This window comes from Cnuibacter physcomitrellae (assembly GCF_014640535.1).
GTDB lineage: Bacteria > Actinomycetota > Actinomycetes > Actinomycetales > Microbacteriaceae > Cnuibacter > Cnuibacter physcomitrellae.
In genome coordinates this window covers 1,315,676-1,329,608 of record NZ_BMHD01000001.1, presented here as the reverse complement: position 1 = coordinate 1,329,608, position 13,933 = coordinate 1,315,676, and the positions used below count along the sequence as shown (strand labels likewise).

13 protein-coding genes and 1 riboswitch are annotated in these 13,933 nt (G+C 70.8%); of the genes, 6 read left to right on the top strand and 7 right to left on the bottom strand.

The genetic code is table 11. The features are described 5' to 3' along the window. A riboswitch (FMN riboswitch) is annotated at nucleotides 1-156 on the top strand. A gap of 68 nt (nucleotides 157-224) precedes the next feature. From ribD to ribH, 4 genes are read left to right on the top strand one after another with little or no spacing between them, the layout of a single operon-like run. After that, nucleotides 225-1,301 carry a bifunctional diaminohydroxyphosphoribosylaminopyrimidine deaminase/5-amino-6-(5-phosphoribosylamino)uracil reductase RibD gene (gene ribD / locus IEX69_RS06175; protein WP_085020196.1) on the top strand — a complete coding sequence of 359 codons (1,077 nt, stop codon included), beginning with the start codon at nucleotides 225-227 and terminating at the stop codon, nucleotides 1,299-1,301. Next, nucleotides 1,301-1,933 (top strand): riboflavin synthase, encoded by a 633-nt coding sequence (locus IEX69_RS06170; RefSeq protein WP_085020195.1) that lies wholly within the window; start codon nucleotides 1,301-1,303, stop codon nucleotides 1,931-1,933. The genes ribD and IEX69_RS06170 overlap by 1 nt, the downstream gene beginning before the upstream one ends. Beyond that, on the top strand, nucleotides 1,930-3,159 hold the full coding sequence (gene ribA / locus IEX69_RS06165; RefSeq protein WP_085020194.1) for a GTP cyclohydrolase II: 1,230 nt from the start codon (nucleotides 1,930-1,932) through the stop codon (nucleotides 3,157-3,159). Before IEX69_RS06170 ends, ribA begins: the two co-directional genes overlap by 4 nt. Before the next feature lie 27 nt (nucleotides 3,160-3,186). Further along, nucleotides 3,187-3,693, top strand: coding sequence for a 6,7-dimethyl-8-ribityllumazine synthase (ribH, locus tag IEX69_RS06160; protein WP_085020193.1), 507 nt, complete (start codon nucleotides 3,187-3,189; stop codon nucleotides 3,691-3,693). 93 nt (nucleotides 3,694-3,786) lie between these two features. On the opposite strand, the gene IEX69_RS06155 is transcribed toward ribH, so the two are convergent. Continuing rightward, nucleotides 3,787-4,599 carry a ribokinase gene (locus IEX69_RS06155; protein ID WP_085020192.1) on the bottom strand — a complete coding sequence of 271 codons (813 nt, stop codon included), beginning with the start codon at nucleotides 4,597-4,599 and terminating at the stop codon, nucleotides 3,787-3,789. Between the two features lie 171 nt (nucleotides 4,600-4,770). On the opposite strand from IEX69_RS06155, the gene IEX69_RS06150 reads away from it, so the two are divergent. Both IEX69_RS06150 and IEX69_RS06145 read left to right on the top strand, forming a co-directional pair. Beyond that, nucleotides 4,771-6,120: an MFS transporter gene (locus tag IEX69_RS06150; RefSeq protein ID WP_085020191.1), complete on the top strand. Its 1,350-nt coding sequence runs from the start codon at nucleotides 4,771-4,773 to the stop codon at nucleotides 6,118-6,120. 115 nt (nucleotides 6,121-6,235) lie between these two features. Beyond that, a complete protein-coding gene (locus tag IEX69_RS06145; protein WP_085020190.1) occupies nucleotides 6,236-8,101 on the top strand; it encodes an ABC transporter ATP-binding protein in 1,866 nt (621 codons plus the stop codon). Between the two features lie 10 nt (nucleotides 8,102-8,111). On the opposite strand, the gene IEX69_RS06140 is transcribed toward IEX69_RS06145, so the two are convergent. The 6 genes from IEX69_RS06140 to sdhA form a co-directional block, all read right to left on the bottom strand. Further along, nucleotides 8,112-8,888: a hypothetical protein gene (locus IEX69_RS06140; RefSeq protein WP_085020189.1), complete on the bottom strand. Its 777-nt coding sequence runs from the start codon at nucleotides 8,886-8,888 to the stop codon at nucleotides 8,112-8,114. After that, nucleotides 8,885-9,796 (bottom strand): ABC transporter ATP-binding protein, encoded by a 912-nt coding sequence (locus tag IEX69_RS06135; protein ID WP_085020188.1) that lies wholly within the window; start codon nucleotides 9,794-9,796, stop codon nucleotides 8,885-8,887. Before IEX69_RS06135 ends, IEX69_RS06140 begins: the two co-directional genes overlap by 4 nt. Beyond that, nucleotides 9,793-10,173, bottom strand: a complete 381-nt coding sequence (locus tag IEX69_RS06130) for a GntR family transcriptional regulator (RefSeq protein WP_085020187.1) — start codon at nucleotides 10,171-10,173, stop codon at nucleotides 9,793-9,795. The genes IEX69_RS06135 and IEX69_RS06130 overlap by 4 nt, the downstream gene beginning before the upstream one ends. A 3-nt stretch (nucleotides 10,174-10,176) precedes the next feature. Beyond that, the gene (locus IEX69_RS06125) at nucleotides 10,177-11,052 is read right to left on the bottom strand and encodes a type IV toxin-antitoxin system AbiEi family antitoxin domain-containing protein (RefSeq protein ID WP_157127215.1); all 876 of its coding nucleotides are present in this window, start codon (nucleotides 11,050-11,052) and stop codon (nucleotides 10,177-10,179) included. Nucleotides 11,053-11,327: 275 nt separating this feature from the next. Beyond that, complete coding sequence (locus IEX69_RS06120) at nucleotides 11,328-12,095, bottom strand: succinate dehydrogenase iron-sulfur subunit (RefSeq protein ID WP_085020185.1); 768 nt, start codon at nucleotides 12,093-12,095, stop codon at nucleotides 11,328-11,330. Then, a complete protein-coding gene (sdhA, locus tag IEX69_RS06115; RefSeq protein WP_114704282.1) occupies nucleotides 12,095-13,894 on the bottom strand; it encodes a succinate dehydrogenase flavoprotein subunit in 1,800 nt (599 codons plus the stop codon). Before sdhA ends, IEX69_RS06120 begins: the two co-directional genes overlap by 1 nt. Nucleotides 13,895-13,933: the final 39 nt, after the last annotated feature.

Genomic DNA, 13,933 nt, shown 5'->3' with positions numbered 1-13,933 from the left:
ACGTGCTCCGGGGTCAGTGAGATTCTGAACCGGCGGTGACAGTCCGCGACCCGCGGTCCTCCCAGGAGGGCGGCGGTTGACCTGGTGGAACTCCAGGACCGACGGTGATGGCGCAGCCGCAAGGCTGGCGTCGAGTCCGGATGAGAGGAAGCACAGCGGGTCGGCGCGAGCCGTCCGCAGGCGTTCGCACGCGCACCCCGGGCACCTCGACGAACGAGGACCGGATGACAGCGACAGCCCCTGAGACGGCGGCGATGCGACGCGCTCTCGAGCTCGCGCTGCTCGGCCCGCGCGCCGGGGTGAACCCGCAGGTGGGCTGCGTCCTCCTCGCCCCCGACGGGCGGGTGCTCGCCGAGGGCTGGCATCACGGCGCCGGGACGCCGCACGCCGAGGTCGACGCGCTGTCGCATCTCGCCGAGTCCGCCGACGCCCGCGGCGCCACGGCCGTCGTGACCCTCGAGCCCTGCAACCACCACGGACGGACGGGCCCGTGCAGCCAGGCGCTCATCGACGCGGGTGTCTCCCGTGTGCTCTACGCCGTCCCCGATCCCGGGGAGGCCTCCGCGGGGGGCGGCGAGCGGATGCGCGCGGCCGGGCTCGACGTCGAGAGCGGACTGCTGCGCGACGAGGCCGAGGAGGCGATCCGGCCCTGGCTGACGGCGATGCGCCTCCGGCGTCCGTTCGTCACGGTCAAGTGGGCGTCGAGCCTCGACGGTCGCGCCGCCGCCGCCGACGGATCGAGCCGGTGGATCACCGGACCGGCCGCCCGCGACGACGTCCACCGCCGCCGCAGCGAGCACGACGCCATCGTCGTCGGCACGGGCACGGTCCTCGCCGACGACCCGGCGCTCACCGCCCGGTCGGCCCGCGGGCTCCTCGAGCACCAGCCGGTCCCGGTCGTGATCGGCACCCGCCCCGTCCCGCCCGGCGCCGCCGTGCGCCGCCACCCGCATCCGCTGCGCGTCCACGCCACCCATGATCTCGGCGCGGTGCTCGCCTCGCTCTTCGACGACGGCGTGCGGAGCGTCTTCGTCGAGGGCGGCCCGACGCTCGCGAGCGCGTTCCTGCGGGCGGGGCTGGCCGACGAGATCGTCGCGTACGTCGCGCCCACCCTGCTCGGCGGACCCGTCGTGGCCCTCGGCGATCTGGGCGTCCCGACGATCGACCGGCAGAGGCGGCTGCGGCTCACCTCGGTCGACCTCCTCGGGGACGACCTCCGTCTCGTGGCGCGGCCCCGCGCATCCGACACCGACCCGCACCTCGTCGACACCACGACCACGACCACCACGAAGGAGCTGTGATGTTCACCGGCATCATCGAAGAGCTGGGCGAGGTCCTCGCCCTCGAGCGCACCGCCGACGCGGCGCGACTGACCGTGCGCGCCCCGCTCGCCGTGAGCGACGCCTCCCACGGCGACTCGATCTCGGTCTCGGGCGTGTGCCTCACCGTGGTCGACCGCACCGACGACGCCTTCACGGCCGACGTCATGCTGCAGACCCTCGCCATGTCGACCATCGGCGGCCTCGCCGAGGGGCAGCGGGTCAACCTCGAACGCGCCGCACCCGTGCACGGCCGTCTCGGCGGGCACATCGTGCAGGGTCACGTCGACGGGGTGGCCGAGGTGCTGTCGGTGACCCCGGGGGAGGCCTGGAGCGTGCTCCGCTTCACCCTCGCCGCCGATCTCGCGCCGCTCGTCGTGCAGCAGGGCTCGATCGCCGTGGCCGGCGTCTCCCTGACCGTCTCCGCGGTGGGACAGGACGACCGCGGGCACTGGTTCGAGGTGTCGCTCATCCCCGAGACCCTCGCCGCCACCACCCTCGGCGCCCTCGCCGTGGGCGACCGGGTGAACGTCGAGACCGACGTCCTCGCCCGCCACGTGCAGCGCCTGCTGCAGTTCACGACCACACCCGCGGAGGTGAGCACGCTCTCATGACGCTGAGTCCGATACCCGACATCCTCGACGAGCTCCGTCGAGGCCGCCCCGTGATCGTCGCCGACGACGACGACCGCGAGAACGAGGGCGATGCCATCCTCGCCGCCGAGCACGCCACCGCGGAGTGGATCGGCTGGATGGTCCGCCACACCTCGGGCTTCCTCTGCGCCCCGATACCCGCCGCGTACGCCGACCGTCTCGCGCTGCCGCCCATGGTGGCGTCGAACCAGGATGCACGGCGCACCGCGTACACCGTGTCGGTCGACGCAGCCCAGGGCGTCACCACGGGGATCAGCGCGAGCGATCGGGCGACCACGCTCCGCGTGCTCGCCGACCCGGCGTCGACGGCGGCCTCCCTCATCCGCCCCGGCCACGTGCTGCCGCTCCGCGCGGTCGACGGCGGGGTCCGGCAGCGCGCCGGGCACACCGAGGCCGCGGTCGACCTGATGTCCGCTGCTGGGCTCAGCCCGGTCGGCGTCATCGGCGAGCTCGTCGGCGACGACGGCGAGATGCTGCGCATGCCCGGCCTGGTGGAGCTCGCCGAGCGGGAGGGCCTCCTCGTCACGACGACGGCGGAGCTCATCCGGTGGCTCGACGAGCAGGGCGCCGACGCGCCCGCCGTCGACCCGCGCGTGGTGTTCGAGGTGGAGACCACCGTGCCCACCACGCACGGTCTGCTGCGGATGCGGGCCTACCGCGACCTCGGATCGGGCGCCGACCACGTGGCGATCCTCTCCGGAGACGTCTCGGGCCCGGACGCCCTCGTGCGGGTGCACTCCGAGTGCCTGACCGGCGAGGCCTTCGGCTCGTTGAAGTGCGAGTGCGGTCCCCAGCTCGACGCCTCGCTCGACCTCATCGCCGAGCACGGCGGCGCGGTGATCTACCTGCGCGGTCAGGAGGGGCGCGGGATCGGACTGGTCAACAAGCTGCGCGCCTACCGCCTGCAGGAGGACGGGCTCGACACCCTCGACGCCAACCTCGCCCTCGGCCTTCCCGCCGACGCCCGCGACTACACGGCGGCGAGCGCCATCCTCGACGACCTCGGCATCACGAGCGTCCGCCTGCTGACGAACAACCCCGAGAAGGTGCGGCAGCTCGAGGAGCACGGCATCGCCGTCTCCGAGCGCGTGCCGCTCGTGGTGGGCGGGTCCGCCTTCAACGAGAACTACCTCGACACCAAGCGCGATCGCATGGGGCACCTGCTGCCCGAGCACGCGCACCACTGAGCACCACCCCCCACGAAAGGACGCCTCATGGCCGGATCCGGAGCACCCACCCTCAACCTCGACGGCGCAGGGCTGCGCATCACGATCGTCAGCGCCTCGTGGCACGACGAGATCCTCGGCGGACTCAACGCGGGCGCCCGCCGCGCCCTCGAGGCGGCCGGCGTCGAGTACGACGAGATCCGGGTGGCCGGCAGCTTCGAGCTGCCCGTCGTCTGCAAGGCCGCGCTCGAGGCCGGTGCGGATGCGGTGGTCGCCCTCGGCGTGATCCTCCGCGGCGAGACCCCGCACTTCGACTACATCTCGGATGCGGCCACCTCGGGCCTGACGCAGGTCACCCTGCAGACCGGGAAGCCGGTCGGGTTCGGCGTCCTCACGATCGACACCGAGCAGCAGGGCCTCGACCGCGCCGGCCTGCCCGGCTCGAAGGAGGACGTCGGCGCCGAGGCGGCGCAGGCCGCCATCGACAGCGCCCTGACGCTGCGCGCCCTCGGCGCTCGCGGCGCCGGGGTGCCGGCGGGGTTCTCGGCGCGGTAGCGGCCGAGCGGCCTGCGGCCCCTCGGCGGGCCGCGGGGCTCGACGGGCCGCGGCCCCTCGGCGGGCCGCGGCGTCCCGTCCGCGGGCGGCAGCCTAGGGCTGCGCGCCCTGCCAGCCCACGCTGAGCGCGGCGGCGGAGCTGGCCGCCTCCATCGCGTCGTGCGGCGAGAGCCCGGCGGCGAGCCCGGCCGCGAGCGTGCCGCAGTAGGTGTCGCCGGCTCCCGTGGTGTCGATCACCTCGTCCGCGCGCGTGGCCGGGACCTCGTCGTCGCCCCAGCGCGACCCCGCCGATCCGGAGGTGACGAGCACCGAGCGCGGGGAGCGTCCGTCGGCGGCGAGCAGCTCGGCCTCGTGCTGGTTCACCACGACCGGGTCGGCGAGGTCGAGGACCTCGGGGTCGAGCGAGGCGTACGGCGCGAGGTTGAGGACGACCCGGGCGCCGGCGGCGGACGCGCGGCGCGTCGCCTCCTCGACGACGTCGAGCGGCACCTCCAGCGAGGCGAGCACCACGTCGTCGGCGGTGAGGGACGACAGCGGCGCGAGGTCGCCCACGCTCACCCTGCCGTTGGCGCCGGGCGAGACGATGATCGTGTTCTCCCCGTCGGCGGCCACGGCGATCGCGGCGTGACCGGTGGAGACGCCGGTCGAGCGGCGGCAGAAGGAGGTGTCGATCTTGAAGGACTCGAGCCGCCGGAGGTACTCGTCGCCCTGGGCGTCGTCGCCCACGCGACCGATCATCGACACCCTCGCGCCGGCTCGCGCCGCCGCGACCGCCTGATTGGCCCCCTTGCCGCCGAAGCGGGTCTCGAGGTCGCTGCCGAGCAGCGTCTCCCCGGGCGACGGATGCCGCTCCACGTGCACGATGGCGTCGATGTTCAACGACCCGACGACGATGACCCTACCCATGCCCTGATTGCTCCCTAGCTCGGTGCGACCCGCGTCACAGCATCCCATGATCGGGCGTAGACTTTCAGGTCGCGAGCGATCCTCGCCCTTCTTCCGCCACCGTCGGCACCCGCAGCGCCAGACCGGCGTGCTCGTCTCCTACGCCTCTCCTCTCGCGTGAAAGCCCCCTGCATGTCCACCCCCACCATCGACGATCCCACCGCCGCCGTGGCCGAGGCCGCACCCGTGAACACCCGCGGCCGCGTGATCCTGGCCAGCCTCATCGGCACCTCGATCGAGTTCTACGACTTCTACGTCTACGCCACCGCGGCCGTCCTCGTCTTCCCGGCGCTGTTCTTCCCGAACACCGACCCCACGACGGCGCTCCTGTCGTCGTTCGCGGCGTTCGGCGCCGCCTTCGTCGCACGACCGATCGGCTCGATCCTCTTCGGCCACTTCGGTGACCGGATCGGACGGAAGCGGACCCTCGTCGCCTCGCTGCTGACGATGGGCGTCGCCACGGTGCTGATCGGCTGCCTGCCCACCGCGCAGGTCCCGGGGTGGCAGTTCGCGGCCCCCGCGATCCTCGTGGTGCTGCGCTTCTGCCAGGGCCTCGGCCTCGGCGGCGAGTGGAGCGGCGCGGCGCTGCTGGCGACCGAGAACGCCCCGAAGGGCCGCCGCGCGATCTACGGCACGTTCCCGCAGCTGGGCGCCCCGATCGGCTTCATCATCGCGAACGTCGTGTTCCTGGTGCTCTCGACGACGCTCGACGCCGAGCACTTCCAGGCGTGGGGATGGCGCGTGCCGTTCCTCGTCTCGGCGGTCCTCGTCATCGTCGGCCTCTACGTGCGCTTCCGCCTCGTCGAGACGCCCGCCTTCCAGAAGGTCGTCGAGAAGGGCGAGGTCGCGAAGGTCCCGCTGGCGTCGGTGTTCAAGACCAGCTGGCGTCCGCTCATCCTGGGCACGTTCATCATGCTCGCCACGTACGTGCTGTTCTACCTGATGACCACGTTCACGCTCACGTACGGCACGGCGAAGACGGATGCGGCCGTGCCGGGGCTCGGATACTCGCGCAACGACTTCCTCATCATGCTCGTCGTGGGCTGCGTGTTCTTCGGCATCTTCACCCTGATCGCCGGTCCGCTCGCCGAGCGCTTCGGCCGTCGCAACACCCTGTTCTGGACCACCGTCGGCATCGTCGCGTTCGGTCTGCTGTTCGTGCCGCTGTTCTCGGCGGGCTTCGTCGGCACCATGGCCCTCCTGGTGATCGGCTTCACGCTCATGGGTCTGACCTTCGGGCCGATGGGGTCGGTGCTGCCCGAGCTCTTCCCGACGAACGTGCGTTACACCGGATCCGCGATCTCGTACAACGTCGCGAGCATCCTCGGTGCCGCGGTCGCTCCGTTCATCGCCGTGGCCCTCTGGCAGGCGGCGAACGGCAGCACCGCGCTCGTCGGCAACTACCTCAGCCTGATGGGCCTCATCACCCTCGCCGCGCTGTACATCTCGAAGGACACCCGCGACGTCGACTACCAGTCGTAGCCGGCCCCTTCCGATGCCTCCTCGGAGCCCCGTCGCACGCCTCGCGTCCGGCGGGGCTTCGGCATGGATGAGCACGGCGGACACACGGGATCAGCGGCGTTAGCCTAGGAGCAGCATGTCGACATCCACCGCCGAGCGGGCCCCGCGCTCGCGCAGTCCCTTCGCCCGCCGCACGCCCGACGACGGGCCACGGGCCCGCTTCTCGCAGCTGCTGCCGTTCCTCCTCGAGCACAAGAGGGCGCTCGCCGTCGTCATCGCGCTGAGCATCCTCGGCGCGGGCGCGAGCCTCGGGCAGCCGCTGCTCGTCAGCCAGGTGATCACCGTCGTCGAGAACGGTGATCCGCTCGGCTGGATCGTGTGGGCGCTCATCGGCCTCGTCGTCCTCTCCGGCCTCGTCAACGGGTTCCAGCACTACCTGCTGCAGCGGACCGGCACCTCCGTGGTGCTCTCCGCTCGCCGACAGCTCGTCAGACGGATGCTGCGCCTGCCGATCGCGGAGTTCGACATGCGCCGGACCGGCGACCTCGTCTCGCGCGTCGGCAGCGACACCACGCTCCTCTACGCCGTCATCACGCAGGGCCTCGTGGATGCGGTGGGCGGTGTGCTCGTGTTCGTCGGCGCCCTCATCGCCATGGCGCTCATCGACCCGGTGCTGCTCGGGCTCACCGTGCTCGTCGTGGCCGTCGCGGTGGTCACCGTCGTGCTCATCAGCGGTCGTCTGCGGGCGGCGAGCCGCCGGCAGCAGGAGAAGGTCGGCGACCTCGCCGCGTCCGTCGAGCGCGTGATCGGAGCCATCCGCACCGTCCGCGCCGCGAACGCCACGGACCGCGAGATCGCCGCGGTCGAGAAGGATGCGCAGGGCGCCTGGACCGCCGGTGTCGCGGTCGCGAAGATCTCGGCGCTCGTGGTGCCGATCTCCTTCATCGCGCTGCAGGTGTCGTTCCTCGTGGTGCTCGGGGTGGGCGGCTACCGCGTCGCCTCCGGGGCGATCACGGTCGCCAGCCTGGTGTCGTTCATCCTGTTCCTGTTCATGATGATCATGCCGCTGGGTCAGGCGTTCGGGGCCATCAACTCCGTGAACCAGGCGCTGGGAGCGCTGGGGCGCATCCAGGAGATCGTCGACCTGCCCTCGGAGGGTCAGGACGACCGCGCCCTCGCTCCGCTCGTCGCGCTCCCGGCGGCGGGGGCCTCGACGCCCGGCACACCCGCCATCGAGTTCGACGACGTGGTGTTCGCCTACGACGAGCGCAGCACCCGCGGCGCGTCCGACGACCAGGACCCGGTCGAGGAGCACATTGAGACCGGCGTGCTCCACGGCGTCTCGTTCGTCGCCGAGCGCGGCCGCCGCACAGCCATCGTCGGACCCTCCGGTGCCGGCAAGTCGACCGTCCTGGCCCTCATCGAGCGCTTCTACGACCCGCAGGGCGGCGCCGTGAGGTTCGCCGGAGTGGACGTGCGGTCGCTCGACCGCACCGAGCTGCGCTCGCAGATCGGCTACGTCGAGCAGGATGCGCCCGTGCTCGCCGGGAGCATCCGCCAGAACCTCCTCCTCGGCTCGCCCACCGCCTCCGACGACGACTGCGTCCGGGTGCTGCAGGCGGTCAACCTCGGCGAGGTCCTCTCCCGCTCGGCCGACGGGCTCGACGCCCCGGTGGGGGAGGACGGCGTCATGCTCTCGGGCGGTGAGCGGCAGCGGCTCGCGATCGCGCGGGCACTCCTCGCGGCGCCTCCCGTGCTGCTGCTCGACGAGTCGACGTCGAGCCTCGACGGGGTCAACGAGCAGATGATGCGCGAGGCGATCGACGCAGTCGCCGAGGACCGCACGCTCGTCGTCATCGCCCACCGGCTGTCGACCGTGGTCGACTCCGACCGCATCGTCGTGCTCGACCACGGCCGTGTGGTCGGCATCGGGACGCACTCGGAGCTGGTGTCGACCGTGACGCTCTACCGCGACCTGGCCAAGCACCAGCTCCTCGTGTGACGCCGGAGGGTCAGCCCCTGGGGGTCGCCCTGCTCAGGATGAAGTAGCCCGAGAGGGCGGCGATCAGCGTGGGGATGAGGAGCCAGAGCGCCATCCCGACCGCGCCGTTCGTGGCGAACCAGTCGCCGACCAGGCCCCACGAGCCGGTGAACGTGAAGAGGGCGATGAGCCCGAGCACCACGATCGCGACGGCGGCGCCGAAGACGAGCATGCCGTACACCCGCCACCGCATCCAGATCGCCGAGATGGTCGATCCGAGGAACAGGCAGAACAGGAACAGCGACAGGAAGACGAAGAACCGGACGTAGACCGGCGCATCCGGGCCGCCGAAGTAGACGGCCGTGAACATGATGCCGCCGAGGCCCCAGCCGTCGCTCAGCTGCTCGATCCACGCCAGCAGGGTCATCGCGGCGGCGTAGAGCACGCCGAGGCCGAGGAAGGCGAGGGCGGTACCCAGGTAGTAGTCGCGCCGCGTCGTCGAGAAGCCGAGTGCGAAGGGGAACGTGTACACGATCGCCTGCGCCGCGATCACAGCCATGTAGACGAACACGTAGAACGACGCGCCGGACCACTGCATGCCCTGCTGCGCATCCGCCCGATCGGCCTCGCCGACGTTCGAGAAGACGATGAGCCAGATCGCGACGTTGATGGCGAGCACGAACGCGAGGACGATCCACGGCACGACGAAGACGTTCATGCGGTTGACGTACTGCAGGCGCATCACGGCCAGGATGCGGCGGGGACTGCGGCCGGCAGTGCTCTGCCGCGCCTCGGTGACGGTGGTCATGCGCTCTTCTCCTCGAGCTGGTCGGTGAAGTCGTCGGTGGTGATCTGGGCGCGGGTGCGCTGCACGATGAGCTGCTGCAGCGACACGGGGGAGAGCTCGAGGCCGGCGCTCGCGGCCGCGGCCCGATCGCGGTCGTCGAGGCGGGTGACGGTGACGGAGGCGAGGCCGCCGATGCCGTCGCGGGCGAGCACCTCGCGGCCCTCGACGAAGGCGTCGACCGCGGCCCGCGTGCCGACGACGGTCGCCGCCGACCCGCGCAGGGACTCGGTGTCCTGATCCATGATGATCCGGCCCTGGTCGATCACGAGGACGTTCTCGAGCAGGTTCGACACCTCGTCGATCAGGTGCGTGGAGAGGATCACGGTCCGCGGGTGCTCGCCGTAGTCCTCGAGGAGGCGGTCGTAGAAGATCTGGCGTGCCACCGCATCCAGGCCCAGGTACGGCTCGTCGAAGAACGTCAGCGGAGCGCGCGACGCGAGACCCACGATGACGCCGACCGAGCTGAGCTGCCCCCGCGAGAGCTTCTTGATGCGCCGGTCGACCGGGAGCCGGAAGTCGTCGACGAGGCGTGCGGCGAGCTCGGCGTCCCAGTTCGGGAAGAACCACGGCGCGCTGGCGAAGACGTGCTTCGGACGGAAGTCGTCAGGGTACTTCTGGCTCTCCTTGATGAAGGAGAGGTTCTGCAGCACCTGGGGGTTCTCGACCGGGCTCGCACCGAAGACGCGGATGTCTCCGCGGGTGGCGAAGTCCTGACCGGTGAGCAGGTTCATCACCGTGGTCTTGCCCGCGCCGTTCCGGCCGAGCAGCCCGGTGATGGTGTTCTCCTGGATCTCGAACGACACGTCGTCGACGGCGGTGACGCTGCCGAAGCGCTTCGTGAGTCCCTGCACCTGGACGATGGCGGTCATGCGTCTGTCTCCTTGCGGATCATGTCGAGCAGTGCGGCCTCGCCGATCCCGAGCTTGGCGGCCTCGGTGATGAGCGGGCGGATGAAGTCGGTCTGGAACTGGTCGCGGCGCTTGGCCACGAGCCGATCCCGCGCCCCGGTGGCGACGAACATGCCGATGCCCCTTCTCTTGTAGAGGATGCCCTCGTCGACGAGCAGGTTCACGCCCTTCCCGGCCGTCGCCGGGTTGATGCGGTGGAACGCCGCGAACTCGTTGGTCGAGGGAACCTGGGTCTCTTCGGGCAGCTGCCCGCCGATGATGTCGTTCTCGATCAGCTCCGCGATCTGAACGAAGATCGGCCGCGAGTCATCCACGGCCGCAACCCCTCGTGGGTTCATTACTCATGTAGTTAACCAACCACGTGTACCGGCTGGTGTCAAGCCTGCATCTGCCCCAGCGGCGAAGACGGCGGCGCGCACGGTGTCCCACTCGTACATGACCTGCGCGAAGCTGAACCGGAGCGTGGGGATGCCCTCGAGGAGGACCGCGGCATCGCGCCGCCGATCGCGTTCGAACGCCCCCGGTCCGTCGTGGCCGTCCTTGCCGTCCAGCTCGATGGCCAGGCGGCCCTCGACGAGGAGGTCGAGTCGCGCCCGCCCGACGACGATCTGGGGCTCGACGGCCAGTCCGGCCGCGCGGAGCCCGACCCGGGCGATGGACTCGAGCCCGGACTCCGCGCGCGCATCACAGAGGTCGTGCCACGCTCGGATGCGGTCGGGAAGAGCCGAGACGGCATCGCGGAGTGCGACCGGCGACGCGAGGCGTTCATGCAGCACGGAGTCCATCGCGGCGACAGCGTGGGGGAGGGCGGCGTGGGCGAGGAAGTCGTCGAGGGCTTGCAACAGCGGTAGTGTCCCGACGTCGTCGCCCACGATCCCTCCGATGCGGTGCGAGGACAGCGCCGAGGTCCAGTGATGGACGACCGCCCGCCCCTCGATCGACCGCAATCGGGAGGAGTTGGCCCGGAGGGACACGTGGAGGCGCTCGTCCGGCGGCACCCAGCATCCGAACCTCCGGAGCGCGCTGGGGCCGGTGAGACGACCGCCGACCCGCACGGCGAGGACGCATTCCGAATCAGCGTCTCGCCCGGCGTAGTACCCGCGCCGGACGCGCACGAGCTGCCCGGACGCCACCGTCCCCGAGAGGCGAGCCTTCGTGAGACCGGCGGAGCGGAGCTGCGCGACGCTCCAGACGTGCGAGTGAGGAGTCCTGGACACGGACCCACGGTCGCGCACGAGAGCCGAGAGCGGGGCTCCGCCCGGCGCGCTGTGGACACAGGACGCGGACCGCCGCGCTGTGCAGGACCGCTCTCGCCTCAGCCCGCACGTCCGTTCTCAGGACGCAACACGGAAAACGCCCGTTCTCCGGACGATGTGTCCTGAGAACGGGCGTAGTTCCTGAAAACGGCCGGTGCGGGTGGGTGGGACGGCCGACCCGGCGCCCGGGGCGCGGGACGCGCGGCGCGGGTGCGCCGGAGCCGGGCCGGGGGCGGCTAGCGGCGGCCGCGGAGGACGGCCTGCTTCACCTCGGCGATGGCCTGGGTGATCTGGATGCCGCGGGGGCAGGCCTCGGTGCAGTTGAAGGTGGTGCGGCAGCGCCACACCCCCTCCTTGTCGTTGAGGATGTCGAGGCGCACGTCGGCGGCGTCGTCGCGCGAGTCGAAGATGAAGCGGTGCGCGTTGACGATGGCGGCGGGCCCGAAGTACTGGCCGTCGGTCCAGAACACCGGGCACGACGAGGTGCACGCGGCGCAGAGGATGCACTTGGTGGTGTCGTCGAAGCGGGCGCGGTCGGCGACGGACTGGATGCGCTCCTTGTCCTTCTCCGGGGCCGAGTTGGCCTGGAGGAAGGGCTGCACCTCCCGGTAGGAGGCGAAGAACGGCTCCATGTCGACGATGAGGTCCTTCTCCAGCGGCAGGCCCTTGATGGCCTCCACGTAGATGGGCTTCGTGATGTCGAGGTCCTTGATGAGGGTCTTGCAGGCCAGGCGGTTGCGCCCGTTGATGCGCATCGCATCCGACCCGCAGATGCCGTGCGCGCAGGACCGACGGAAGGTGAGCGATCCGTCCTGCTCCCACTTGATCTTGTGCAGGGCGTCGAGGATGCGGTCGGTCGCGAACATCTGGACGTCGAAGTCCTCCCAGCGCGGCTCGGAGTCCTTGTCGGGGTCGAAGCGCCGGATGATGAGCGTCACGGTGAACGCCTCGACCGGCGCCTCGGGCGTCGGAGCGGATGAGTTCTCGAGCACGGCAGTCGACATCAGTACTTCCTCTCCATCGGCTGGTAGCGCGTCACCACGACGGGCTTCCAGTCGAGCGTGATGTGGTCGGCCGCATCGGCGGAGTGGGGATCGCCGGTGAGGTAGGCCATGGTGTGCTTCATGTACTTCTCGTCGTCGCGCTTCGGGAAGTCGTCGCGCATGTGGCCGCCGCGGCTCTCCTGGCGGTTGCGCGCCGAGAAGACGACGACCTCGGCGAGGTCGAGCAGGAACCCGAGCTCGATCGCCTCGAGCAGGTCGGTGTTGAACCGCTTGCCCTTGTCCTGCACCTGGATGTTCTTGTACCGCTCGCGCAGTCCGTGGATGGTCTCGGTGACGGCGGCGAGCGATTCGTCGGTGCGGAACACCTGCGCGTTCTTGTCCATCTCGTCCTGCAGCTCCTTGCGGATGGCGGCGATCCGCTCGGTGCCGTTCGAGTCGCGCAGCGAGGCCACGAGGGACACGATCGCCTCGGCCGGGTTCGGCGGCAGCGGGGTGAAGTCGACGGTCTGGACGTACTCCGCGGCGTTGTTGCCGCTGCGCTTGCCGAAGACGTTGATGTCGAGCAGCGAGTTGGTGCCGAGGCGGTTCGAGCCGTGGACGGAGACGCAGGCGCACTCGCCGGCGGCGTAGAGGCCGGGGACGACGGTGTCGTTGTCGCTCAGCACCTCCGCCTTGATGTTCGTGGGGATGCCGCCCATCGCGTAGTGCGCAGTGGGCATGACGGGCACCGGCTCGACCACGGGGTCGACGCCGAGGTAGGTGCGTGCGAACTCCGTGATGTCGGGCAGCTTCGTCTCGAGCACCTCTGCGCCCAGGTGGGTGCAGTCGAGGAGCACGTAGTCCTTGTGCGGGCCGGCGCCGCGGCCCTCGGCCACCTCCTGCACCATGCACCGCGCGACGATGTCGCGGGGCGCGAGGTCCTTGATGGTGGGGGCGTAGCGCTCCATGAAGCGCTCACCGGACGCGTTGCGGAGGATCGCACCCTCGCCTCGGGCGCCCTCGGTGAGCAGGATGCCGAGGCCGGCGAGACCGGTGGGGTGGAACTGGAAGAACTCCATGTCCTCCAGCGGCAGGCCCTTCCGCCAGATGATGCCGACGCCGTCGCCCGTGAGGGTGTGCGCGTTCGAGGTGGTCTTGTAGATCTTGCCGAAGCCGCCGGTGGCGAAGATGATCGCCTTCGCCTGGAAGACGTGGATCTCACCGGTCGCGAGCTCGTAGGCCACGACGCCCGAGGGCTTCTTGACCCCGTCGACCTCGGTCATGACCAGGTCGAGCGCGTAGTACTCGTTGAAGAAGTTGATGCCGAGCTTGACGCAGTTCTGGAACAGCGTCTGGAGGATCATGTGGCCCGTGCGGTCGGCCGCGTAGCAGGCCCGGCGGACGGGCGCCTTGCCGTGGTCGCGGGTGTGCCCGCCGAAGCGGCGCTGGTCGATCTTGCCCTCGGGCGTGCGGTTGAACGGCAGACCCATGTTCTCGAGGTCGATGACGGCGTCGATCGCCTCCTTGGCGAGGATCTCGGCCGCGTCCTGGTCGACGAGGTAGTCGCCGCCCTTGACGGTGTCGAAGGTGTGCCACTCCCAGCTGTCCTCTTCGACGTTGGCGAGCGCGGCAGCCATGCCGCCCTGCGCCGCGCCGGTGTGGGAGCGGGTGGGGTAGAGCTTCGAGATGACGGCGGTCTTGGCCTTGGGGCCGGCCTCGATCGCCGCGCGCATCCCGGCGCCGCCGGCGCCGACGATCACGATGTCGAACTGGTGGTAGTGCACGCCGTCGACGACGGCACCGTCTGCGTATTCGGTCACTGGCTCACTCACTTGAAGTACGGGGTCCCGGGCGGAAGC